18 protein-coding genes and 1 tRNA gene are annotated in these 23,946 nt (G+C 46.0%); 8 read left to right on the top strand and 11 right to left on the bottom strand.

The genetic code is table 11. The features are described from left to right. Positions 1–403 precede the first annotated feature (403 nt). From QVO66_RS01635 to QVO66_RS01605, 7 genes are all read right to left on the bottom strand, one after another. Positions 404–640, bottom strand: coding sequence for a hypothetical protein (locus tag QVO66_RS01635; protein ID WP_021853637.1), 237 nt, complete (start codon positions 638–640; stop codon positions 404–406). 341 nt (positions 641–981) lie between these two features. Beyond that, positions 982–1,959 carry a pectinesterase family protein gene (locus QVO66_RS01630; RefSeq protein ID WP_021853635.1) on the bottom strand — a complete coding sequence of 326 codons (978 nt, stop codon included), beginning with the start codon at positions 1,957–1,959 and terminating at the stop codon, positions 982–984. Positions 1,960–2,047: 88 nt separating this feature from the next. Beyond that, positions 2,048–4,318 carry a RelA/SpoT family protein gene (locus QVO66_RS01625; RefSeq protein WP_021853634.1) on the bottom strand — a complete coding sequence of 757 codons (2,271 nt, stop codon included), beginning with the start codon at positions 4,316–4,318 and terminating at the stop codon, positions 2,048–2,050. A 51-nt stretch (positions 4,319–4,369) separates the two neighbouring features. Beyond that, complete coding sequence (locus QVO66_RS01620; RefSeq protein ID WP_021853633.1) at positions 4,370–5,704, bottom strand: lytic transglycosylase domain-containing protein; 1,335 nt, start codon at positions 5,702–5,704, stop codon at positions 4,370–4,372. 40 nt (positions 5,705–5,744) lie between these two features. After that, positions 5,745–6,452 carry a DUF5683 domain-containing protein gene (locus tag QVO66_RS01615; protein WP_370799489.1) on the bottom strand — a complete coding sequence of 236 codons (708 nt, stop codon included), beginning with the start codon at positions 6,450–6,452 and terminating at the stop codon, positions 5,745–5,747. Between the two features lie 78 nt (positions 6,453–6,530). Further along, on the bottom strand, positions 6,531–7,427 hold the full coding sequence (locus tag QVO66_RS01610) for a ParB/RepB/Spo0J family partition protein (RefSeq protein WP_021853631.1): 897 nt from the start codon (positions 7,425–7,427) through the stop codon (positions 6,531–6,533). Positions 7,428–7,434: 7 nt separating this feature from the next. Continuing rightward, a complete protein-coding gene (locus QVO66_RS01605) occupies positions 7,435–8,199 on the bottom strand; it encodes a ParA family protein (RefSeq protein WP_021853630.1) in 765 nt (254 codons plus the stop codon). Between the two features lie 154 nt (positions 8,200–8,353). On the opposite strand from QVO66_RS01605, the gene surE reads away from it, so the two are divergent. The 7 genes from surE to QVO66_RS01570 all read left to right on the top strand — a co-directional run bounded on the left by surE (position 8,354) and on the right by QVO66_RS01570 (position 19,080). Further along, complete coding sequence (surE, locus tag QVO66_RS01600; protein WP_021853629.1) at positions 8,354–9,130, top strand: 5'/3'-nucleotidase SurE; 777 nt, start codon at positions 8,354–8,356, stop codon at positions 9,128–9,130. A gap of 83 nt (positions 9,131–9,213) precedes the next feature. Further along, positions 9,214–10,368, top strand: coding sequence for a lipid-A-disaccharide synthase (gene lpxB / locus QVO66_RS01595; protein WP_021853628.1), 1,155 nt, complete (start codon positions 9,214–9,216; stop codon positions 10,366–10,368). Between the two features lie 672 nt (positions 10,369–11,040). Next, positions 11,041–11,874: a GLPGLI family protein gene (locus QVO66_RS01590; protein ID WP_021853627.1), complete on the top strand. Its 834-nt coding sequence runs from the start codon at positions 11,041–11,043 to the stop codon at positions 11,872–11,874. After that, complete coding sequence (locus tag QVO66_RS01585) at positions 11,867–14,419, top strand: carboxypeptidase-like regulatory domain-containing protein (RefSeq protein WP_288172433.1); 2,553 nt, start codon at positions 11,867–11,869, stop codon at positions 14,417–14,419. The genes QVO66_RS01590 and QVO66_RS01585 overlap by 8 nt, the downstream gene beginning before the upstream one ends. 49 nt (positions 14,420–14,468) lie before the next feature. Then, the gene (locus QVO66_RS01580) at positions 14,469–14,672 is read left to right on the top strand and encodes a hypothetical protein (RefSeq protein WP_021853625.1); all 204 of its coding nucleotides are present in this window, start codon (positions 14,469–14,471) and stop codon (positions 14,670–14,672) included. A 675-nt stretch (positions 14,673–15,347) separates the two neighbouring features. Beyond that, complete coding sequence (locus QVO66_RS01575) at positions 15,348–16,598, top strand: tetratricopeptide repeat protein (RefSeq protein WP_288172432.1); 1,251 nt, start codon at positions 15,348–15,350, stop codon at positions 16,596–16,598. A gap of 337 nt (positions 16,599–16,935) precedes the next feature. After that, positions 16,936–19,080, top strand: coding sequence for an outer membrane beta-barrel protein (locus tag QVO66_RS01570; RefSeq protein ID WP_021853622.1), 2,145 nt, complete (start codon positions 16,936–16,938; stop codon positions 19,078–19,080). 382 nt (positions 19,081–19,462) lie between these two features. Here QVO66_RS01570 and QVO66_RS01565 read toward each other — a convergent pair whose 3' ends face one another. The 4 genes from QVO66_RS01565 to rsfS all read right to left on the bottom strand — a co-directional run bounded on the left by QVO66_RS01565 (position 19,463) and on the right by rsfS (position 23,520). Continuing rightward, the gene (locus QVO66_RS01565) at positions 19,463–19,954 is read right to left on the bottom strand and encodes a PH domain-containing protein (RefSeq protein WP_288172431.1); all 492 of its coding nucleotides are present in this window, start codon (positions 19,952–19,954) and stop codon (positions 19,463–19,465) included. A gap of 201 nt (positions 19,955–20,155) precedes the next feature. Further along, positions 20,156–21,019 carry a phosphatidate cytidylyltransferase gene (locus QVO66_RS01560; RefSeq protein ID WP_021853620.1) on the bottom strand — a complete coding sequence of 288 codons (864 nt, stop codon included), beginning with the start codon at positions 21,017–21,019 and terminating at the stop codon, positions 20,156–20,158. A gap of 7 nt (positions 21,020–21,026) precedes the next feature. Further along, complete coding sequence (gene ftsH / locus QVO66_RS01555; RefSeq protein WP_021853619.1) at positions 21,027–23,090, bottom strand: ATP-dependent zinc metalloprotease FtsH; 2,064 nt, start codon at positions 23,088–23,090, stop codon at positions 21,027–21,029. Positions 23,091–23,160: 70 nt separating this feature from the next. Continuing rightward, positions 23,161–23,520: a ribosome silencing factor gene (rsfS, locus tag QVO66_RS01550; protein WP_021853618.1), complete on the bottom strand. Its 360-nt coding sequence runs from the start codon at positions 23,518–23,520 to the stop codon at positions 23,161–23,163. A 249-nt stretch (positions 23,521–23,769) separates the two neighbouring features. On the opposite strand from rsfS, the gene QVO66_RS01545 reads away from it, so the two are divergent. Next, a tRNA-Gln gene (locus QVO66_RS01545) sits at positions 23,770–23,840 on the top strand. The last annotated feature ends 106 nt before the right edge of the window (positions 23,841–23,946 follow it).

The following is a 23,946-nucleotide window of genomic DNA, read 5'->3' as shown; positions in this document are numbered from 1 at the left end:
ACAATAATTTTAAATTCAAGACAAATAAAAACACTTTTTTTTGATGTTTGTCGGATAATTTATTTTGTTATATAACCTTAATATTTGATTTATTGGCTTATTTTTTAATGCTTTTGTGTTTAGTTTTTTGCTTAAATAATGTTGTATTTTGGCAATTCTTTAGGTTGTATTATATATATGGTAGGTGGGCTTGGTGTCAGGATGGGCCGGTTAAGACTTTGTCTGATTCATAATAAAAGTTAACGTGTGGGCTGCTGCTTATGTAACAAATATGGGGTATGGGCTACGGATGTTGAGTTGATTCAGAATAGGAAACTGTTGTTGCTGTTGATCGGCAAAGTAAAACGCAGTGCCGGATTTGTTTCTGGCTTGTCGCCATGTCTTGGTTGTGATGTTGCGCCCTTTAGGGAGGATATAAAACAGAAAACTTTTTGATTTTGACGCTTTCAGACAGGCTTTTTTCTAACGGAATAGGATTATTTTTGAAAAAGGCCGTAAATTCGTTCGTACTTGCTAAAGTGCTGATTCCTAGCGGCTTATGTCGTTGTTGCAGATACTTCTCGATTGTTAAAAAAGCTAACTGGGCCGTTTGCTCATCAAAAACCATAGGTTTATGCACCGCAGATAGTACATTTTTCATGCCAGAAGCAATAGTTTTGGCGTCTTAAATTGCTGTTTTGAGGACAAGAAAGTGTCGGATATGCAAATAAATGTTATAGAAATTGGTGCGTTATATTTATCGACTTAACAATTATTATAATTATGCTTTCTATTTTGCAGAAAACTCTGAACATAAATTTTGTAAAGGTTTTTCTGCCGAGACTTTTGTGCCGGGCTGTTTTGTTGGGTGGTATTGATTGCATAAAAATAAAAGCCAGACATCGCAACGGATTGTTGTTGCTGTCTGGCTTTTATCATGTTGTGTGATATAAGTTTTGCGGCAGATTGTCTTGATCTTTGCCGCTGTATCTGTCTGTTTGATTATATTTCAGGTATCCAGCTGTTGTCCATCTTGAAGACGTTGTCAACTGTTATCTTGGCAGCCTCTTTTTTTGTCAGTTGCTTGCTCCATGGTGCCCTTTCTTTCGTTGTTGCTCCGGCACCGCTGTTGTTGTATTCCATGTAGCGTGCTGTCTTTTCGTTCGAAGCCTTGCCCCAGTTGTGCCATCCAGCAGGCAGAATGTGGCTGCCAAGCTCGCAGTTCATGAACAGCGTGAAGGCGTAAGGGCGCCACGGACGTCCGAGATATACCTTTGTAACGCCTTCGGCTGCTGTAAGCTTGCAGCGGTTGAACACGTAGCCGAAAGCCACGTCTGCAGGCGTTGAGGCTGCTGTGACGTAAGAGTTTTGCTTGCTGTGTATGGTGCAGCCCTCAAACCATGCCGTTGACGGACCGAAGATAAAGTCGGTTGTTCCCTCGATGTAGCAGTTCTTAAAGTATAGTCTGGTGTTGGCCAGACCTGTATACACTGTGTCCTGGTTGCCCAGCAGGCGGCAGTTTACAAACACGAGATGGTCGCCTTCTGTGTGAAGTGCTACGGCCTGTCCAAGCTTTGCGGCATTGTTTTCTATCGTGATATTCTTAAATGTGATATAGTTGCCTTCCACTTTGACGGTGTATGTGCGGAATGTTCCCATGGGCTTGTTGGTGTCTTCAAGCCTTATGTTGGCATGGTCGTCGTAGGTTATTATGGTGTTTTCAGCATCTTCGCCGCACACTTCGATGTTGGTGAGCCACGACGGTATTATCACTTTCTCCTTATATACGCCTTTCTTTACGTATATTACTTTGTGATATTCCATGAATGCGCGGCACACTTCAACGGCCTCGTTGATGGTTCTGAACTGGCCGGTGCCGTCTCTCGAAACCACCAGTGTGTCGGGATTGTCATAAGGGTTGGCTGCGTTTGCCGTAAATGCGGCCAGTGCCGCAATGATAGTGATGAATAGTTTTTTCATAGTTGTGCTTTTTGACAGGCTGTGCCATACGGGCACGACTGCCTCAGCCGGCTGTTACGCCGGCTGTGTATGGTCAGCCGGAAGTTGTTTATAATATTTGTTTTATTTCTTGTAGTCCTTCTACTTTCTTCAGTTTTCCCATTATAGTCCTGACGTCGTCGCGGTCGTGTATCCTCAGTTCGAGTGTTCCGTCAAATATTCCTTCTTCGCACGACAGCGTCACTCTGTGTATGTTTACGTTAAGTTCGTCGGATATAACCTGGGTAACCTCGTTGAGCATGCCGATTCTGTCTATTCCTTTTATCTCTATTACTGCATCGAAGAGCAGTTTCTTGTGCATGTCCCATTTGGCATCGAGTATGCGGTTGCCGTATCCAGATTTTAGCTTTGCTGCAACGGGGCACGACCTTTTGTGTATCTCAATGCGGTTCTTGCCGTCGATAAATCCTAGTGCGTCGTCGCCGGGTATGGGGTGACAGCAGTCAGGGAAGATGAACTGGTTTATGTTGTCGTCTGTGATATATATAGGCTTTTTGCGGTTGAAGCCTTCTTTTACGATGAAGTAGTTTGGCTTCTTGTTCTCGTTGCCTTTCTTCTTTTCCTTGCCCAGAAACGGCACAAACTTTCGCCATGTTACGGCCGAGTTCTGCTTCCTCTTACCGTTAATCTCGTCGATGTCTTTATCGCTGAGTATGATATTCTTCTTTCCTATGGCCTTGAACAGTTCGTCCGGTTTCTGCACCTCGTGGAATTCGCACAGCTTGTCGATTACAGACGAGTTGATTTCCAGCGAGTGCTTGCTAAGGAATTCAGACAGAATCTCTTCGCCTTGCTTCTGTATCTCGCGGGCTTCGCGGCGTAATATTGCCTGTATCTTAGCCTTAGCCTTTGCCGTTGATGCAAAGTTTATCCATGATGGCTGCACGTGCTGCGAGTTTGAGGTGAGAATTTCCACCTGGTCGCCGCTTTGCAGCTTGTGGCTCAGCGGCACGAGCTTGTGGTTTACCTTGGCGCCTATGCAGTGGCTGCCGAGGAATGTGTGTATCTGGAATGCAAAGTCGAGGGCCGTACAGCCTGCCGGCATGGTCTTTATCTCGCCTTTGGGGGTAAATACAAATATCTCTGATGCAAAAAGGTTGAGCTTTATAGCGTCGAGGAAGTCCATTGCATCGGGCTGCGGGTCGTCAAGAATCTCTTTGATGGTGCGCAACCAGTTGTTAAGTTCGCCTTCGTCTTCAGTAATTTCGTCGCCTTCTTTATATTTCCAGTGTGCGGCAAAGCCCTGTTCTGCCACTTCGTCCATTCTTTCAGAGCGTATCTGTACCTCAATCCATCGGCCCTGCTTGCTCATCAGAGTTACGTGCAGAGCCTGATATCCGTTGGCCTTGGGGTGGTTGACCCAGTCGCGCAGACGGTCGGGGTGCGACTTGTATATCTGGCTTATCGCCACATATATGTTGAAGCATTCGTTGACTTCCTCTTCCCGTTTCTTTGGCTTGAAGATTATTCTTACAGCCAGAATGTCGTAAACCTGGTCGAAGCTTACGTGCTTGTTCTGCATCTTGTTCCAGATGGAGTAGGGGCTTTTCACCCTGGCTTTTATTTCATATTCAAGTCCCATCCTGTCGAGAGCCTGCTTTATTGGACCTGTAAAGTCGTCAAACAGACTGTCGAGAGACGCCTTTGTGTCTGCCAGTTTAGATTCTATTGATTTATACTCTTCGGGATGCTCAAACTTGAAGCTCAGGTTCTCAAGCTCGGTCTTTATCTTGTTCAGTCCGAGGCGGTTGGCAAGCGGCGCGTAGATGTATAGCGTTTCTCCGGCAATCTTGTATTGCTTGTTTGCCGGCTGGCTGTCAAGCGTGCGCATGTTGTGCAGACGGTCGCATATTTTAATTAGGATAACGCGTATGTCGTCGCTCATGGTCAGAAGCAGCTTCTTGAAGTTTTCTGCCTGTGCCGACGCCTGGTCGCCGAATATTCCGCCTGAAATCTTTGTCAGTCCGTCCACAATCTGCGCAATCTTAGGGCCGAAGATGTTCTCTATGTCCTCAACCGTGTAGTCGGTGTCTTCAACCACGTCGTGCAGAAGTGCCGCACTTATACTGGTAGAGCCGAGCCCCATCTCGCTGCATGCGATCTGGGCCACGGCTATTGGGTGCATTATATATGGTTCGCCAGACAAGCGTCTAACGCCCTTATGTGCCTGTTTGGCAAAGTTGAATGCTTTAGTTATTATGTCAACTTTCTTTCTGTGGCGTGTGGACAAATAGTCGTTCAGCAGACGCTGAAAAGCATCACCGACCAACTTTTCCTCAGCAATTTCTCTCTCTTTGTCAATGTTGTTACGCTCGTCCATAATTGGTTTCTCCAGATATTATTAATAAGGTATGCAGGTGAAGCGCCTTTTTTATTTCACCCTGATTTTCTTTCCGGCACGTATGTTGTTTCCTTTTATACCGTTAAGCTGGCGCAGCTTCTTTACGGTAGTGTGGTGCCTTTCTGCTATCTCAGACAATGTGTCTCCGCTTCTTACGGTTACGCTCTTCTTTCTTGTTCTTGAGCGTCTTGACGATTTTCTCTTTCTGCTTTTGCTCTTGCTGTAGCTCTTGCGTGTGCTGCTTGTGCTTGTCGTGTACTTGCTGCTTTCAACTTCCACCAGCGAACGTCTGGTGAGCAGCGCGTCAGTCTCGTATCTGTAGATAGAGTCTTCGTTTGCGATAAATGTGTTTGTGGCGTTGGCCGGTAGACGTATCACCGACGGCTTGTTGTTGCCGTTGACGATATCACGGCGATACTGCGGATTTAGCGTGCGCAGCTCTTCAATGTCAATGCCGCACACGTCGGCAATCTGCTTAAGATGAACATCCTTTGACACAACCACGGTGTCGGTCTTGGCCGGCAGTGTGGTGCGCATTGGGCAGATGTTGTGCTCGCAGTAGTAGTTCATCACGTAGTTTGCGGCAATGAACGCCGGCACATATCCTCTGGTCTCGCGTGGAAGGTAAGGATAAATCTTCCAGTAGTCGGCCTGTCCGTCGGCGCGGTGTATGGCCTTGTTTATGTTCTCCGGTCCGCAGTTGTATGCAGCAATCACCAGGCTCCAGTCGCCGAAGATATTATAAAGGTCTTTAAGATAGTGGGCAGCTGCATAAGACGATTTAATGGGATCTCTGCGCTCGTCGATAAGCGAGTTGATTTCCAGTCCGTACTGCTTGCCCGTTGCCACCATAAACTGCCACAGTCCGGCAGCGCCTGCATGAGATGTGGCTTTAGGGTTTAATGCCGACTCGATTACTGGCAGATATTTTAGTTCAAGCGGCAGTCCGTAGGCCTCGAGAGCCTCTTCAAATATAGGTATGTAGAAGTTTGATGCTCCCAGCATGTAGCTTACCGAATGGCGCAGTCTGCCGGTGTATCTGTCGATGAATTTCTGTACAATTTCGTTGTATGGCATTTCCATGACGTTCGGCAGCCTGCTGAGGCGCTCGATGTACACCTCTTTCGGGTAATCTCTGTTCTCGTCACGGTAGTTGCAGTCTTCGTCCTGCTGTAAGTAAGTTTTTGAATAGTATAAGTTCAGGAGGCTGTCAACTTCATAGTTCATAGCCTCAGGCAAGTCAATTGTTTCTTCTTTTCCGTCATTGTCAGTCACAATTATTTCATCCTTTTCGTTCTGAGCCTGCATCACGCAGTTACCTCCGAAAAGCATCGTGGCAATGATTATAAAAACTTTCTTTCTCATAAAATGTTTATATACAGAATCTTATAATTTAAATCTTTTTTCAGAAGGTTATAGAGCACTGAAGTCCCAATGACGATGATTTAAGCGGATTCAGTGACGACCTGTTGTTTATTATCGTAGGCTCAAGCTTCATGCTCAGGTCTTTTGAAATGTCAAATTCTGACAGTGACGCGTCGACATACGCGTCTATTACCGACAGGGCGTAAACGCCGATGAGGCAGAATACACTCAGGTCGCGGTATCTGCGGTAGAAGTCCTTACGCTTTTTGAACAGATTTTGGTATTGTTCCTTGTTCTCTTCCGTTATGGTGTTGCCCAGATGCAGAAACTGGTTATAGCTCTCAGTGCTTGGGTCGTTGTCCATGATGTCCATGTAGGCCTGCGAGTAGTCCTTGTACATCTGGTTGTTCCATCTTATGGCGTAAAGACATCCGATGAAGCCGCCATACACAATAGGCAGCTTCCAGTATTTGCGGTTATATATTTGTCCAGCTCCCGGTATCACGATGGCAAGCCACATGGCTCTTTTGGCGTTTGGCCTCCATGTGCTCCAGTCGCGTTTCTCTTTTTTCTTCTTTACAGAGTCGTTTGCCGACAGCATCCTCATGCTGACAGAGTCGGCCGCAGACACAACCTTGTTTATCGTGTCGCTTATCTGCTTGTCGTTTTCTGCCGCAACCGTCATGATCGTGTCGTTGACCGTGATGGTGTCCTTGTCGCCCGTTCCGAGCGCGCTGCACGGCATCATCACGGCAAGCATGCATATGGCCGCTGCCAGTCTTGACAGGTAATATGTTAGATGTCTGCTTGTATCCACAGCTTTATCTTACTGTTCTTTCAGTTTGTCAAACATGCTCATTATACGCACAAGCTCTTCTTCGTTGGCAAACGGAATGCTAATCTTGCCCTTGCCGTTGGCCGAGCAGGTCATCTGAACTTTAGTCTTGAAGAAGTCAGACAGATGCTGTTTCAGTGTAGAGAATTCTTCGGGCATCTGCTGGTTAGATGCTATCTTCTTCTTGCCGCTGACTATGTCTTCTCCGTTTTTCAGCTTCTGCACCATTTCCTCCACCTTGCGTACAGAGTAGCCGTTCTTCTGTATCTCCTTGAACAGCTTCACCTGCAGCGACGGGCTGTCTATCGCCAGCAGCGCGCGTGCGTGTCCCATGTCAATCTCCTTGTTCTGCAGCGCCATCTGCACCTGTGCAGGCAGCTTCAGCAGGCGGAGATAGTTTGATATTGCCGTGCGGCTTTTGCCCACTCTTTCCGACACCTTCTCCTGCGTCATTCCTGTGTTAGTCAGCAGGTGCTCGTATGCCAGGGCTATTTCTATCGCGTTGAGGTCTTCGCGCTGGATGTTCTCAACGAGAGCCATCTCCATCACGTTTTCGTCCTTGATGGTGCGTATGTATGCCGGTATAGCCCTTAGTCCGGCTATCTGCGATGCTCTCCAGCGGCGTTCGCCGGCAATAATCTGAAATCTGTTGTCGTCAACCTGTCGCAGCGTTATCGGCTGAATGATGCCTATCTCGCGTATGCTGTTGGCAAGCTCGTTGAGAGCTTCCTCGTCAAATTCGCGTCGCGGCTGGTTAGGGTTGGCTTCTATCTGCTCAATTGATATCTCGCTGATGGTCGAGCTGCCCTGCGGGCGCACGGCTTCGGTAGATATCAGAGCGTCGAGTCCGCGTCCGAGCGGATTGCTGTATCTTTTCTTAATGGCCATAATCTTCTTACTTGTTCCTGTTTATAATCTCCTTTGCCAGTGCCAGATGGTTCTTGCTTCCTGTTGAGTCGGCATCGTAAAGAATAACCGGAAGTCCGTGGCTTGGCGACTCGCTCAGTTTCACGTTACGCTGTATGACGGTCTTGAACACAAGCTCCTGGAAGTGGCGCTTCACCTCGTCATAAATCTGGTTGGCCAGGCGCAGGCGGCTGTCATACATAGTCAGCAAGAATCCCTCAATCTCGAGTTTCGGGTTCAGCTTGCTCTTTATTATCTTTATCGTGTTCAGCAGCTTGCTTATTCCCTCAAGGGCAAAGTATTCGCATTGAACAGGTATTATTACAGAGTCGGCGGCAGTAAGGGCATTCACCGTTATCAGACCGAGCGACGGCGAGCAGTCAATCAGGATATAGTCGTAGTCGCCCCTTATCGGCTGCAGCAGGTTTTTTATCACCTGCTCTCTGTGTTCAAGGTTTAGCATCTCTATTTCTGCTCCCACAAGGTCAATGTGGCTCGGCATAATGTCAAGTCCGTCAATGTCTGTGGTATAGACGGCGTCATGTACGTCTGCATGGTCGATGATACATTCGTACAGCGAGCAGTCCACGTCTTTCGTGTTGACTCCGAGGCCGCTCGAAGCGTTGGCCTGCGGGTCGGCATCGATTACCAGAACCTTTTTTTCCAGTGTGGCGAGGGATGCAGCCAAGTTAATTGTCGTGGTTGTCTTTCCCACGCCTCCTTTTTGGTTTGCTAATGCGATAATTTTTCCCATTTGTCTTATATTGGTGTCCTAAATCTAATGTCTTTATTTGCTCGTTTTAGAATTGCTCCTTCCAAAAATATTTTGCAAAAATACATATTTTATGTGAGAAATAGTTGTTTTAAACCTTTTTTCGTACTTTTGTAGCCGAAAGAAAATGATTTTTATGAAAATTATGAAACCATTAATACTTATTTCTAACGACGACGGCTACCATGCCAAGGGACTTAACTCGCTGATAGACATGCTCTCTGATTTAGGCGATATCCTTGTCTGCGCGCCCGAGTCGGCACGTTCAGGATTTGCCACAGCCTTCTCTGCAACCACTCCCTTGAGGCTCAAGCTGCGCCGCAAGCGTGAGGGCGTTGAGGTGTGGTCGTGCAACGGCACGCCCGTCGACTGTGTCAAACTGGCGCTGAGCCAGCTCTGCCCGCGCCGTCCCGATATGGTCATCGGCGGCATCAACCACGGCGACAACGGCTCTGTCAATTCTCATTATTCGGGCACAATGGGCGTTACGCGCGAGGGTTGCATGAAGTATATTCCTTCTGTTGCCTTCTCTCTCTGCGACTATAGAGACGACGCCGACTTTGAGCCTCTGCGCAGCATCGTCAGAAAGATTACGGCCAAGGTGCTGGCCGAAGGTCTGCCAAAGGGAACGTGCCTTAACGTAAACTTCCCCAAGACTGCTGAATTTAACGGCGTAAAGGTATGCCGAATGGCTAAGGGTACATGGGGAAATGAGGTCGTTCGCGCCCGTCATCCCAGGGGTTACGACTATTATTGGCTTGTGGGTGAATATACCAACGATGAGCCTGAAGCAACCGACACCGACAACTGGGCTCTCAACCATGGTTATGTGGCCATAACTCCCACCACAATCGACGTTACCGACTATGCCATGTTCGAACGTCTGAAGGATTGTGCCGACGAGTTTTGCTGATGTGCCGGGGCTGCGGTCTTGTCGGCTTTCGGCATCTGTCGTGTGCCCTGCTGTGGATTTAGAAACATCATATTTGTTTACAGATGAAATATTATCTTATTGCCGGTGAGGCAAGTGGCGACCTTCATGCGTCGCGGCTTATGCAGTCGCTCAGAAGAGTCGACGGCGAGGCTGAGTTCCGTTTCTTCGGAGGCGACCTTATGTCGGCTGCCGGAGGCATGCGTGTGCGCCACTATCGCGACTTGGCATATATGGGCTTTGTGCCTGTCCTGCTGCATCTCAGAACCATCTTCAGAAACATGGCTTTCTGTAAGCGCGACATAATCGAGTGGCACCCTGATGTGGTGATATTGGTTGATTATCCAGGTTTTAATCTCGACATAGCCAAGTTTCTGCATGCCAAGACTTCAATACCTGCGTATTATTACATCTCGCCAAAGATTTGGGCATGGAAAGAGTACCGCATAAAGAACATAAAGCGTGATGTCAGCGAGCTGTTCTCCATTCTGCCTTTCGAGGTGCCCTTCTTTGAGGGCAAGCACGGCTACAAGATACACTATGTGGGCAATCCTACGGCCGACGAGGTGAGCGGATTCTTGAAGACCTACACCGATTCTTACGACGAGTTCTGCTCTAAAAACGGGCTCGACTCACGCCGTCCTGTCATTGCTTTGCTGGCCGGAAGCCGCAAGCAGGAGATAAAGGACAATCTGCCGGCCATGATAGAGGCTGCCTCGCGCTTTGCCGACAAGTATCAGCTCGTGGTGGCGGGAGCGCCGTCGATAAGTGCAGACTATTATGCCGGGTTCATATCCGGACAGCCCGTAAAAATAGTCTACGGGCAGACTTACGAACTGCTCGCTCATTCGCGTGCGGCTGTTGTCACCAGCGGAACAGCCACTCTTGAGACGGCTCTGTTCAATGTTCCGCAGGTGGTGTGCTACGAAACGCCGATACCAAAGGTCATCGCCTTTCTCCGCAAGCATTTGTTGAAGGTTAGATATATTTCGCTTGTCAATCTTATTGCCGATCGTGAGGTGGTCAGGGAGCTTGTTGCCGACACATTTTCTGTGGATAACATTGCCGCTGAACTGTCGCGTCTGTTGCCCGACGGAACCTGTCGCAACAGCATGCTCGACGGATATGCCGAAGTGCGCAGGAAGCTCGGCGACAGAATAGCCCCCGACAACGCGGCAGAAATTATGGTGCGGCTGCTGAAGAAAGAGGTCGACGAATAGCCCGTGTGGAATATTTTTGCCACGGCATTTCTGTCTTCACCAGTGCAGTTGTATGTGCTATTGAATAAAATTCTTTTATTTGCTTAAAATAACACGGCCGTTTCTGATTAAAAAGTGGCCGGTTTACGCCTCAAAAGTGGCCGAGTTTTGACCCGTAACTCGGCCACTTTTGATTTATAACTAAATGCCTTGTTATTGCTTACAGTATACACTATGGCGCATGTCTGTATTGAAAAATGTTTATGTACGGAATCTGTTTTGCTTACGATTTTTTTGACTAAAATTATCATGCCGGTTGAACGTATTGAAATTTTTACTAATTTTGTATCGGCTAATGATGAAAAACATCAACCGAAATGAAACAGATTTATAGACTTAACCCCAGATTAGACGTTATGATTTAGCCTGTATTTTTGCTTTATATTAAGTGGATTATCGTTTGATTTTTCGCAGTCATAGCGGGCTATGTCAAGAAAGGCCGGAGGAAAAGTCGCCAATAAAAGACAAAAAGACGGCTGAAAGCATGAACATACCAAACTTATATACGGTCTAATGACTTAGGCTTAATGTGGAATGATTTGCGAACATTTTTGCGAACAGCAGATTTTTGTGCATTGTGCTAAATCGAGTAATTTTGCTTATAAAAATAATAAAATTAAACTGTTTGAACTTATGAAGAGAATTTGTGTTATACATTATTTGTCTTTATTTCTTCTTGCTTTGTGCAGTCATGTGCTGTCGGCGGCTCAGTCGGACACAGCTGTCATGTGTATCAGTTATGACGCTAGGTTTAAGACTTGTGTTGAAAGACCGGCAATGCAAGACGAGATGGAACTGCTTATTGGCAATAAGTGGAGCAAGTTTTATTCTTCGGCAAACATACGACAGCAGCATGTGCTTGACAGCGTGGTGCAGGCTACGGGTGGACAACTGCAACAGGCTTTGGCTGCAAGCACACGGATGAGAGGAAGTGGAACGCTTGGGCAGAAATATATGGTGATGAAGAATTATCCGGCTGACGGCAAACTTACTTATACACTTAGTCTGCATGGTTTTGCTCTTAAGTCTGAAGAAGATATGCCTGCTTTTGACTGGCAACTGGCCGACGGCGACTCAATAATAGCCGAGTATCACTGCAACAAGGCAAGGACAAAGTTTCGCGGACAGACATGGACGGTGTGGTATGCGCCTGACATCGCCGTGAGCGACGGTCCATGGAAATTGTGCGGACTGCCGGGACTTATAATGAAGGCTGAAACAGATAACGGCTGTTTCTCGTTTGTATGCACGGCTGTAAGAAAGGGCAGGGGAGAAAGCATTACGATGGGAAAGACAAAATATAAATCTGTTGAGCCGAAAGAGCTGCAAAAGATTACAGAAATGGAGATTACCGATCCTGTAGGGCTGATGACGAGGCTGACGGGCCTTGCTCCGTCTGTCAGTAAGGGCAGAACAAAGCAAAGAAAGGTTACGCCGGTACTTATAGAAGACAATGACTGTGAGTGACGGCAGAACCATACGCATGGCGCTTGTCCTGTTTGCGTGGCTTTTGGCAGCAACGGCTTACGGACAGGTTATAACGGGACGTGTTGCCAACTCGGACAACAGTCCTGTCGACAAGGCTTCTGTGTATATTAAAAACGGCAAGTCGGTAGTGGCTTATGGATTCACCGACAAGCAAGGCATGTTTGCCGTAGACAGTAAAGGCCGGCAGTGCGACACGATGGAGGTGCGCAAGATTGGTTACTCTAAACTGGCTATTGCTCTTAGGCATTACAGCAGCGACAAGGCTATAGTGCTCAGCGAGCATGCCACAGAACTTAAGGAGGTGGTTGTTAAGTCGCAGCGCATCAGACAGGAGGGTGACACGCTCAACTATCTTGTGAGCGCCTTTCGCGGCAAGCAAGACCGCACCATAGCCGACGTTATCAGAAAAATGCCAGGACTTACCGTAAATGATGACGGCTCGATAGAATATCAGGGCACGAAGATAAACAAATTCTATATTGAAGGCATGGATCTGCTTGGCGGTAAGTATGCGCAGGCGTCAGATAACATTGATGCAGGAAAGGTGAAAAAGGTGCAGGTGCTTGAACGGCATCAGCCCATACGTGCGCTGAAGGATACAAAGTTCAGCGATCAGGCAGCACTCAACATCGTGCTGACCGACAGCGCAAAAAATGTGTGGAGTCACACCTTCGACCTGTCAACGGGAGCTTCGTTGACCAACAGTCTCGGCTGGCTTTATGACAATCGCATCGTCTCAATGCTGTTTTCGCGCAAGGTGCAGAGCATAAGTATGTATAAGAATAACAATACCGGTAAGAACATCGGACAGGAAGTAACGCCTATGTCGGCATATCTCGACGACTCGGCACCCGTGGACGATGGTATGCTCGGCAACATATCACTGCCGGCACCGGCCATTGACGCCTCGCGCAGCAGATTTAACCATACTCACCTGTTTGCAACCAACTGGCTGCTGAAGACGCATGGCGGCAATGACTTGAGGATACAGCTCGACGGCATGACCGACATGACTGAACAGCGACAGACATCCACCACGGTATATACGGCGGCAGGCGGTGCTGCCATTGTGCAGGACATATCGGCTGAGAGCCGTCACGACGCCTTGTCGGCTGAGGTGCTTTACAGGCAGAATACCGAAAGACAGTATCTTACAAACGATGTCAGGGGATATGTTGACTTCGACCGCAGCAGCGGCTTGTCGGTATTGAATGGCGTTGAGACAAGAGAGATGGTTAAGCCGCGTCAGGGCTACATCACGGACAAACTGTCGTTTGTGCGCAACATCACCCGTCGTCACTCGCTTTCTGTCAACGCTTATCTTTCGCTCAACTGGCTTCCGGGCAGTCTGTTGCTTGCCGACTCAACCATGCAGCGCCTTCGCCAGCGCAGCGTCCTTGCCGGATGTGACGCCTATTTCGGACAAAAGCTTGGTGCGTTTTATCTTAATTATAATATAGGCACAAACATGAAGGCGCAGCATATAGGCGTAAGCCGGCAGAATTTGGATGCTGTAAGGAATTACACCGAATGGCGCACTTTCATGAAACCGTCGCTGTCGTATAAAACCTCCATTATAAATCTTGTTGCATCTGCGCCTGTTTACTGGACAAGCCGGACGTATGGCGTACAGCATAAGGACAACATTACATTTGAGCCTAATCTGTTTTTCAGAGCTATGCCAGTTTCCGATTTCGGCATAACGGCAACGTATAACTGCTCGTGGAAGCCCGAAGGCTTTTTGTCAATGCTCGATATACCTGTGTTTACCGACTATATCTCGATGACAGAAGGACAGGGTAAACTCAGCAACACATTGATGCACACGGCAAGCGCTAATATAGAATATAAGAATGTTATAAAAGGCCTGTTTGCCACTGTCGGGTATGTCTTTACCAATATGCGCAATCAGCGGCTTTACTCAATGAATGTGGACGGCAATGTGTATGAGTCGCGGGCCACTGACCTTACATCAAACAGCGTCATGCACGGATTAAACTGCCGTGTAAGCGAGAGCTGGAACGTGGCTCATCTGGTTACTACGCTGTCAGGGCGATGGCAGTGGAGTGATTATAACATGCTCTTGCAGAATGTGCTTACGCCGTTTCAGACGCAGATGGCCGGAGCTACGGCAACAGTCTCGCTCCAGCCTTGCAGCTGGTTCTCTGTCGAAGAGCAGAGTCAGTTCAGCTATGTCAGACAGGAGTGCCGTTCGGGCGCCTCGTTGCCGTCGTCGCTAAGTTCATTCAGTCACAGTCTGAAGTGCTACTTCATGCCCGGACGCTTTAACATAGAGTTAAGCAACGAGATATACCACGGCAACGATAAGGCCGTTTCGTTCACCTATTTTGCCGACTTATCAGTCTCTTATCGCACCAAACGTTATGAAGTGAGCCTGACATGCAGCAATATTTTGGGAAAGGATGAATATGAACGCCGCCAGATAACCGATACTCAGCAGATGTACACCATTACAAGGTTGAGGCCGCGTGAATGTATGGTGAGGGTTGAATTTAGTTTATAAAAAAGAAATAGTCCGGACTTTAAATAGTAATTAATAAAAACAAAAGAAAATGAAGAAATTATTTTTGATTTTAGCTTTGGCTATTGGTTTAGGAGCAGCTTCTCCTCAAAAAGCATCAGCTCAAGAAATCGTAGTGACGACCATTACCCATTTTGATGGATATGATTATGTTGAATTCAATGATGGAAGTTTTGGCTTATTTTTTGCCGATGGTACATATGTTATTTATAAAAGAATGGAAGGTAATATGTAATTTCGGTTAACTCTTTTAGTGGTTTTGGAGTGATAAAAATATAATATTATTCCAAAACCATTTTGATTTTTTTATCAGTACTATATGTTGTTTTGAAGTATAGTATGAATATTTTTATGTACATTTTGTATAGTTAAATTATGAATGATATAATCTTAAGTAAAATTCATGAAGATATTTAACTGCATAATAATAGTGCTATGCGTGCTTATAACGGCCGGCTGTGTTGCCGAACGTTCGCCTCACAATGAAGTGTTGTCCGCAATAGACAGTGTGGCCGATATATCCCCGCGCCGAGCCTTGGTAATGCTCGACAGCATAGCTCCGAAGATAAATGCTGCCGACAAGGCAGACCGAAACTATTATGATTTGCTGCGCATTAAGACTGAAGATAAGCTGTATATATCCCATACAACCGACACGCTGATGCTTCGTCTCCTTGATTATTATGAGAATGAGGGCGACAAACGGCTCCTGCCTATGGCATATTATTATGCAGGACGTGTGTATAACGACATGAACGATGACACGCGTGCCTTACCATATTTTCAGAAAACGATAGAATTGGCTGACACGGCTAGTCCGTTGAGATATAAGGCTTATTCGCAGATGGGATATATCTTTCTTTATCAAGGATTGTATTATAAAGGATTGAAGGCGTTCAGACATTCTTATTTGTATAATAAAAAAATAGAGAACAAAAAAAGTCAGGCATATTCATTGTGCGGTATGGCGTATTGTTATCAGCGTGTTAAAAATGAAAGTCAGGCAGCAGAATGTTTTGAACAGGCCTTGAACTTGTCTAAGGAAGCAAATGACAGTTTGCTTGAAACCGATATCCTTGCTCAGATAGCGAAGCATTATTATAAGCAAAGTGAATATGGTAAGGCGTTGATGTATGCTAACCGTGCGTTGAGCCGTGTTAACAGGATAAATGCTAGGGCTGTTTTGGTTATTGTTGCGAAGATATATGATAAGGTCGGCAGAACAGATGAAGCTGTGAATCTGTATGAAAAGGTTTATGATTTAGATAATGTTTATGCCAAATATGGGGCTTCAAAATGGCTTGGACATTATTATTTACGAAAAAATGATTTGATTAAGGCGGCATATTTCTTTGACAAATATGAAACATATTCAGATTCTGTCCAAAATATTATAAAGACAAAAGATGTTGCAAGAATTGATGCAGTTTATAATTATACAGAAAAGGAGAAAGAAAATATCAGGTTAAAATACGAATTGGCTGAAAATAGGTATATTGTTTATATATTTGTTTTTATGTGCATTTCGTTGATTTTTGCCTTTTTTGCTTTTATATCTCATCTAAAGAAAAAGCGTATGTCTGAGCGGATAAAATATGAGAATGAGACAAAGTATCTGAAAGAAAAGTATGAGCAAAGCAGTGCTTTTGTTGATGAAAACAAGCGTAAGATAGAAAGTCTGAATGTCCGTCTTGCCAGAGTCGTAGACTGTAACGAAAGTCTTGCAGCCGAGCTGAAGGCCAGCAGGGAACAGCTTGAGAATCAGAACAGAATAGCCAATATGCAGACTGCAAACAGAGAGTTGTCACAAAGCAAACTCACTAATTCTGACATATTTAGAAAGATAAGGGCTGTCTTGAACGATAACACCTGCGAGAGGTGTGATAAAAAAATACCTAAAGACTATTGGCTGATGCTAGATGCCGAAGTCAACAGACATTATGCAGGTTTTAAGGATCGTTTGACAGAATTATGCAAGATAAGCGAATATGAATATCGTCTGTGTCTGTTGCTGAAAATAGGAGTAAGGCCGGCTGATATATCAATACTGACTAACAAAGAACGCAATTCGGTGTCATCAGCGCGTAAACGTTTGTATAAGAAGGCTTTCGGCAAGGATGCTGAGCCAAAGATGTGGGACGAATTTATACAATCGCTTTAGAAAAAGGAATAAATTTAGAATATTTTGCGAAATAGTTTGCTGGTTTCATTTTTTTTTTTTTTTTATTTTGCGATGTCATAAATTATGATAATGATATATTAAATTTGTGAAATGACGTGCCCTTGAAAATGGCAGCTGAATATGGGCGGTAAGAATAATGTTGCCCAGATGGAGCATGCTGAAATTAAGGCACATCTGATTGATGTAAAAATAGCTGATACACCAATACATTGTAAGGTATACGGAGAGGAGCATTGTGATTACTATTGGTTTAAGACGTGCAAAGGCTCCAAGGAATATATCTGAATATATTTTGAAATAAAACTATGCTTAGCCTATGAAAAATATAAAGTTGATATTTGTCTTTTCAATGTTTTCTGCTTTAAATACGTTTGCTCAAAACGTAAATAAGTCTGATTCACTTGTGTCTGACGAGATAGACCTTCAGGAAGTAGTGGTGAGCGAGAAATTGATAAAGCGCGAAGCCGACAAATTTATAGTAGACGCAATAAGGCTGCGCAAGGGCAAAACTGACCTGCTTGACTTGCTGAGCAATGTGCCAGGTATATTGGTTACGGACAACGACATCAGAATACCGGGACGTGACGGCGTAAGGGTTATGTTTAACGGACGTATGAAAACCATTCCTGAGGGTGAACTGATCAATATACTGAAGTCGCACAGGGCGTCAAATGTGGCAAAGATAGAGGTGATAACATCGCCAGGCGCAAAGTATGATGCAGGAAGCGATTTCGGCATCATAAACATAATAACAGAAAGAGGTGCCGATTATATAGGCGGCGAAGTTGGCGACGATGTAACCTATGCCGACAAATGGAGCAACGCAGCCCGCATGAACCTTAACTATCAGAGAAAGCGCGTTACGGCATCGCTTAATGCAAGCTGGAATTACGGCAGCGTTGCATATACTGAAAGCAATGTGAAATATTTTACAGACATGACGCGAAAGAACCATACTGACATGGGCTGGCGAAACAACAACTATAACATTTCCGGCTCGTTAGACTTTATGATTGATTCGCTTTCAACAGTAGGCATTGAGGCTTATTATATAGATACATACAGAAATTATCCAAGCACGACCTTTGAGAACACATACGACATGGCCGGGGTGATGACAGAGGAGAGTCGCTCGCCGTCGCTTGAATTGCGTGACGGGCGAAACATGAACCTTAACTTTTATATCGACAGAAACTGGAGCAGCACCAACAGGATATCTTTCATAATGGACCTTTTTAAGTTTGATAACGACCGTGACTACAGTTTCAACTCTTACTATTATGAAAACAGCGTGCAGACGGACAGCGTTGACTATCTTCGCAATCAGGTGGGCGCGCATCTTAAGGGACTGAGCTTTGCGCTCGACTACTCAACTCTGTTGCCCTGGAGCATCAAGCTTTATGCAGGAATAAAAACGTCTCTCACAGAGACGAGAAACTCCTCGCTATATGACTATTCCACACTTCCCGTGCAAAATGACGACTTTACATATTCGGAAGACATCTATGCCGGATATCTGTCGCTCAACAAGTCGTTGGGACACTTCGACATGGTGCTCGGCGGAAGATATGAACTTACGCATACAAAGTCGGAAAACGGCAACGGGACATTGGCAACAGACAACTACGGCAGACTGTTTCCGACTGTGAATGTGATGTACAGGTCGGGCAACGGGTCAACCTTTGGCGTCAGCGTTTTCAGCGGAATAAGACGTCCGGGTATACAGGTGGTCAATCCGTTTACGGCTTATCTGAGTGCCAACTCAACAGCCCAGGGCAACCCTACAATAAAGCCAAACTACTGGTATGGAGTAAGACTTTCCAACAACATAGTGCTTTGCAGCGGACTTGAACTCGGTCTGGAGCTGAGGGCTGCAAAGGAGTTTGACTGTATAGGACAGGTTACGCAGATGAATGCTGCCGACGGCTCTTCGAACACGCAATGGCAGAATGCTTACGACAAGGAAGGCTGCGGAGTGGATCTTAGCCTCTATTTCACAAAGCTGTCATGGCTGAGGGCTTATATCTTTGGCGAGTTGTTTTATTGCAAAACCACTGCCGACAGCCGTTATAGCTTGAGCAACGAGCATATTCTCAAGGCTTTTGCCATGGGCGACTTGAGGTTTATTTTCGACAGACGCCGTAATCTTACAGGATATGTTACCGCCACTTATTCGGGGAAAGACAAAAATGTGGTTCAAACTATTGATAGCAGATTCTCAATGAGTTGCGGTATTGCTTATTCGTGCCTTAAGGGACGCCTTAATATGAAGTTGGGAGTCAGCAACTTGTTTGCAGGAAATGTTAAGGGTGTAAGTATTTCAAACAACGGAATGAGCATGCATTTCAACAACGACTATTCGCCTTTGTCTGTAACCTTGGGCTTCTCGTATAGTTTCGGCAAGGAGATACGCAGCAAGAGAAAGACCTACAGCAACAGCGACATAAAGAGCCGATTCTGATATAATGGACAGTTATTGACCGTAATGCCTGTGCCGTAACAAAATACTTTCTCTGATGGCGTTGATGACAACCGGCTAATGCGGCTGCATCACAGAATTCAATAAACCCGAATCTGTTTATTAGGATTCGTTCTGAAAGCATGAATGCACAAAATGGATAAAGCGATGTGCGGTCTAATGGCTGATTTTGGGTAAACATAAAGTCCTTTCCAAATGCTTTTATGAGGCATACGGAAGGGACTTTATGTATTGCGTAAATAAAGAGATTATTTGTGTGAAATCTGTAAAAGTCTATATGGGATGATAACGAATCTTATATAAATGCCGTCTTTATAATGCTGTCCAATATTTTTGTTTGCGGATAAATTTTATTCACATCTTTTCAGTTCCGGATATTGCTGCGTACCTGTTCTATAACCTTGTCGCTGTTTTCGCAGCTGAAAACATATTTTTTGCCGGAATTTAATACTACGAGAAATGCCTCGGAGAAGTCGCCTACATATTCGTAGTGTCTGCCTATGTCATTATTGGTGAACAGGCCAATGCTTCCAAACAGACCGCCACTTCCGAACAGGCGAAGTCCGCTTTGGTCGTATGGTCTTATTTCCTTGATGTCTTCGAGTGGTATTATTATTTTTCCTACAACTTTGTGCATTATGAGCGAAGTGTCGTTAAGCTCTATTGACTTTGGCGAAATGAGGTAGACATAGAGAATCGTAAATGCCATTATGGCGATTACGATGGCATAATAAACGGCATCTTCAGGATGTCCGATTGCCGTATAAAGGCATAGACCTATTGCTCCGATGATTATTACTGCGCACAAAATGGTTATAACTGTAAATGTCTTTTCTCTGTTTACTTTGTTTTTCATGGCTTGTATGTTCTTGTTGTTTGTAGATGTTACTTTTCTTACAGATGTTTTGTACGGAGAGTCTGTCGCATTCAGCATTTTATGGCATGCAGTTGTGAGCATTAATATGTGTTTTTCAAATTAAAACCGGCGTCATCCTTCCATGTCAGATGAAAGCATGACGCCGGTTTATGTTTATATCGCAACTGATTAGTCTGCTAATCAGAACAGCGTCAGCGAGTAAAGATATATAACAGCAGCAGGCATGGCCATTAGCGACGAGTCGAAACGGTCGAGCATTCCGCCGTGACCTGGCAGAATGTTGCCGCTGTCCTTTACGCCAAGGGTGCGCTTGAAGAGCGACTCAACAAGGTCGCCCCATGTGCCGAATACAACTACAACAAGACCAAGGCCCATCCACTGCGGTATGGTAAGTCCTGATGTGTTGCCGTTCTGTGCATCGAGATATCCTATCAGCCATGCCACGGCCAGAACGATGATGGCACCGCCTATGGAGCCTTCCCAGCTCTTGCCGGGCGATACGCGCGGAAACAGCTTATGCTTGCCGAAGAGCGATCCGCTGCAGTAGGCACCCGTGTCGTTGGCCCAAAGGAATATGAACACGCAGAGCGGTATCATGTAGTTATAGGCAACGTTGCCGTCGGGAGTGGCATTGAATGCGAGCACGTTGATGGTAGAGAAGGGCAGGGCGATGTACATCTGTCCGAGCATGGTGTAAGCCCAGTCGTTTATCGCGTTCTCCGTCTTCATGTAAAGCTCGCTGATGAAGAGATATACTATTGTAAGCAGATATGGTATGAACACGGCACCGCTCTGAATCATTCCGCTGCAGAAGCCTCCTACGGCAAGAAAGAAATATACACCGGCAACAGTGCTTATAAAGCGGTTTACCTGTACGCCCTTTACGTCGTTCACCAGTCCGCAGTATTCCCATATCGTCAGTCCTGTTACGAGAGCAAACAGAAACTCCATGGCGATGGGTCTCATGAAGCATACCACGATGGCTGCCACAAAGAACACGCCCGTGATGCTTCTTACAATAAGGTTCTTCATCTTGTCACTCATATCTCATCTATTTTGTTTCTTGAGAATTGTCATTGCCGTCAGAAATGCCGGTTTCAGCATTGCTTTCAGATGCCGGTTCCTGATTTACGGCGTTGTTGTCAGTCTCGCTGCTTTCGGGCAGAGCCTTGTCGCTTTCGCCTTCAGCCTTAGAGTCTTTTCCCTCTTCCTCCATAATCTCTTCAGAGCGGCTAACCCACGGACGCTTGCCGAATATTGTCTCAACGTCTTCAGCAAATATCACCTCGCGTTCAAGCAGCATCTCGGCCAGTTTGTTGTGGCCATCCTTGTGCTCCGTAAGGATCTTCTTCGCGCGGTCGTATTGCTCGTTGATCATCTTCAGCACCTCGTCGTCCATTATCTTGGCGGTTGTCTCTGAGTAAGGACGTTGGAAGTTATACTCGTTGTTGTTATAGTAGCAGATGTTTGGCAACTTGTCGCTCATACCTGCGTAAGCTATCATGCCGTAAGCACTCTTTGTAACGCGCTCAAGGTCGTTCATCGCTCCTGTTGATATGTGGCCTGTGAACAGCTCTTCGGCAGCACGTCCGCCAAGTGTGGCGCACATCTCGTCGAGCATCTCCTCCTTTGTTGTTATCTGTCTTTCCTCAGGCATATACCATGCTGCACCGAGTGCTCTTCCGCGCGGAACGATAGACACCTTTACCAGCGGGTTGGCGTGCTCGAGGAACCATGATATCGTGGCATGTCCTGCCTCGTGCAGCGCGATGGTGCGGCGCTCGCCCTGGGTCATAACCTTGGTCTTCTTCTCCAGACCGCCAATAATACGGTCTACGGCATCAAGGAAGTCCTGCTTGCCGACGAACTTCTTGTCGTGGCGGGCTGCTATCAGCGCAGCCTCGTTGCATACGTTGGCTATGTCGGCACCAGAGAATCCAGGAGTCTGACGTGCAAGCATGTCAATCTCTACAGACGGGTCGGTCTTTACAGGTCTTAGGTGAACCTTGAATATCTCTTTACGCTCATTGAGGTCAGGCAGGTCCACATTGATCTGACGGTCGAAACGTCCGGCACGCAGCAGTGCTGAGTCGAGCATGTCGGCACGGTTGGTGGCAGCAAGTATGATTACGCCGCTGTTGGTGCCGAATCCGTCCATCTCTGTCAGCAGGGCGTTGAGCGTGTTCTCGCGCTCATCGTTTCCTCCCATTGCCGGGTTCTTGCTTCTTGCACGTCCCACGGCATCAATCTCATCGATGAATATGATACATGGCGATTTCTCCTTAGCCTGGCGGAACAGGTCGCGCACGCGGCTTGCTCCGACGCCCACGAACATCTCTACGAAGTCAGAACCGCTCATAGAGAAGAACGGAACTCCGGCCTCGCCCGCAACAGCCTTTGCCAAAAGAGTCTTACCGGTTCCCGGAGGACCTACGAGCAGTGCACCCTTAGGAATCTTACCTCCAAGGTCGGTATATTTCTTTGGATTCTTCAGGAACTCAACAATCTCCTGCACCTCCTGCTTGGCACCGGCCTGTCCGGCAACATCTTTAAATGTGATGTTAATCTCGGCTCCTTTTTCATACATCTTTGCCTTGCTCTTGCCTACGTTGAACACGCCTCCGGCGTTGCCTCCGCCTCCGCCCATGCGGCGCATGAAGAACAGCCAGATGAATACAAAGAATAAAATAGGTGCAATGTTGAAAAGAATGGTGAGCAGGTCGCTCCCTTTCTTGTTCTCGTAGTTAAGGTTGCCCTTAAACTTGCCGGCCTGACGCTCCGCATCGACAAAGCTTTCAACCTTGTCGGCACTTCCGAACTCGCTGGTTACAAAAGGAGTCTTGCCCACTTCTTTCGTTCCAGCCTTAAACACGTCGCGTATGTGCTCGGCCTTAACATACATCTTCAAGGTGCTTTCGTCCTTGTTGAGCACAATCTCCGAGGCATAGCCTTTTGTGACGTATGCCCTGAACTCATCGTAAGACACCTTTTTGCTTGCGCTTCCGCCGATAGAGTCGCCTCCCATGAGGTAGACGCTTATGAGGCCGATTATCACAAGCATGTAAATCCAGCTCATGCTGAATTTGGGCATCTTGTTGTTTTTATCTTGCTCCATGTTGTTTCTGTTAATTTGTTCGTCTAAACTAACTTAAATATGTTTTTGAAAATTTCTTGGGTAAATCCAATCAGTCTAAATCAGGTATCCGGGTCTGTTTTGCGTCTTCCCAAAGATTTTCCAGATTGTAATATTCGCGCACTTCGGGCAGGAATATGTGAACCATTACGTCTGTATAGTCCATTGCCACCCACTGTGCATTGTTGAGTCCTACAACGTGAACCGGCTTTTCTCCGGCGTGAACCCGGGCAAATTCTTCAACAGAGTCTGTTATCGCCTCTACCTGCGAAGGCGAATTGCCCTGACATATTATAAAATAATGACAAATTGTGCCTTCAATGCCGCTCAGGTCGATTATGTTAATGTTTGACCCTTTCTTCTCTTGAATACCTTTAGTTATTGTCTCAACTAAATTTTTTGTTTGTTCCATTAATAAAATAAGGTGTTATTTATTTTCTGAATTTTTTTATCTCTGAGGAAAAAGAATTTTCATTCTGTTTTTACCCCTAAAAATGTATTTTATTTTATGCAAAGGTACACTGATTTATCGTAATTCGGGTAAAAAAACGTATTATTTTGAGATTTTTTAGAAAAAAGTCGGTAAAAATGTTGTCAGTTAAAAAAAAATGCGTACCTTTGCAATCGCAATCAGGAAACAAAACGATTGCAGACATAAAATTGGGATATGGTGTAATGGTAACACTACAGATTCTGGTCCTGTCATTCCTGGTTCGAGTCCGGGTATCCCAACAAAAAGATGCAGCCTAAGGGTTGCATCTTTTTTATGTAACAACTATAAGGTGTCTTGTCAGGAGAGTTTGTGGCTCACCCGATAAATAGTGGGGAAAGAAAAAAA

Source organism: Prevotella sp. CAG:255, assembly GCF_000431195.1.
In the GTDB taxonomy this organism is placed as follows: domain Bacteria; phylum Bacteroidota; class Bacteroidia; order Bacteroidales; family Bacteroidaceae; genus Prevotella; species Prevotella rara.
Note: the sequence above shows the minus strand (reverse complement) of the source record. Positions and strands in the feature narration are given on the sequence as shown.

Excerpts from the sequence above, each read along its gene's own strand:
- QVO66_RS01635 (WP_021853637.1), bottom strand. The coding sequence starts at position 640 with ATGAAAAATGTACTATCTGCGGTGCATAAACCTATGGTTTTTGATGAG.
- QVO66_RS01630 (WP_021853635.1), bottom strand. The coding sequence starts at position 1,959 with ATGAAAAAACTATTCATCACTATCATTGCGGCACTGGCCGCATTTACG.
- QVO66_RS01625 (WP_021853634.1), bottom strand. The coding sequence starts at position 4,318 with ATGGACGAGCGTAACAACATTGACAAAGAGAGAGAAATTGCTGAGGAA.
- QVO66_RS01620 (WP_021853633.1), bottom strand. The coding sequence starts at position 5,704 with ATGAGAAAGAAAGTTTTTATAATCATTGCCACGATGCTTTTCGGAGGT.
- QVO66_RS01615 (WP_370799489.1), bottom strand. The coding sequence starts at position 6,452 with ATGATGCCGTGCAGCGCGCTCGGAACGGGCGACAAGGACACCATCACG.
- QVO66_RS01610 (WP_021853631.1), bottom strand. The coding sequence starts at position 7,427 with ATGGCCATTAAGAAAAGATACAGCAATCCGCTCGGACGCGGACTCGAC.
- QVO66_RS01605 (WP_021853630.1), bottom strand. The coding sequence starts at position 8,199 with ATGGGAAAAATTATCGCATTAGCAAACCAAAAAGGAGGCGTGGGAAAG.
- surE (WP_021853629.1), top strand. The coding sequence starts at position 8,354 with ATGAAAATTATGAAACCATTAATACTTATTTCTAACGACGACGGCTAC.
- lpxB (WP_021853628.1), top strand. The coding sequence starts at position 9,214 with ATGAAATATTATCTTATTGCCGGTGAGGCAAGTGGCGACCTTCATGCG.
- QVO66_RS01590 (WP_021853627.1), top strand. The coding sequence starts at position 11,041 with ATGAAGAGAATTTGTGTTATACATTATTTGTCTTTATTTCTTCTTGCT.
- QVO66_RS01580 (WP_021853625.1), top strand. The coding sequence starts at position 14,469 with ATGAAGAAATTATTTTTGATTTTAGCTTTGGCTATTGGTTTAGGAGCA.
- QVO66_RS01570 (WP_021853622.1), top strand. The coding sequence starts at position 16,936 with ATGAAAAATATAAAGTTGATATTTGTCTTTTCAATGTTTTCTGCTTTA.
- QVO66_RS01565 (WP_288172431.1), bottom strand. The coding sequence starts at position 19,954 with ATGAAAAACAAAGTAAACAGAGAAAAGACATTTACAGTTATAACCATT.
- QVO66_RS01560 (WP_021853620.1), bottom strand. The coding sequence starts at position 21,019 with ATGAGTGACAAGATGAAGAACCTTATTGTAAGAAGCATCACGGGCGTG.
- ftsH (WP_021853619.1), bottom strand. The coding sequence starts at position 23,090 with ATGGAGCAAGATAAAAACAACAAGATGCCCAAATTCAGCATGAGCTGG.
- rsfS (WP_021853618.1), bottom strand. The coding sequence starts at position 23,520 with ATGGAACAAACAAAAAATTTAGTTGAGACAATAACTAAAGGTATTCAA.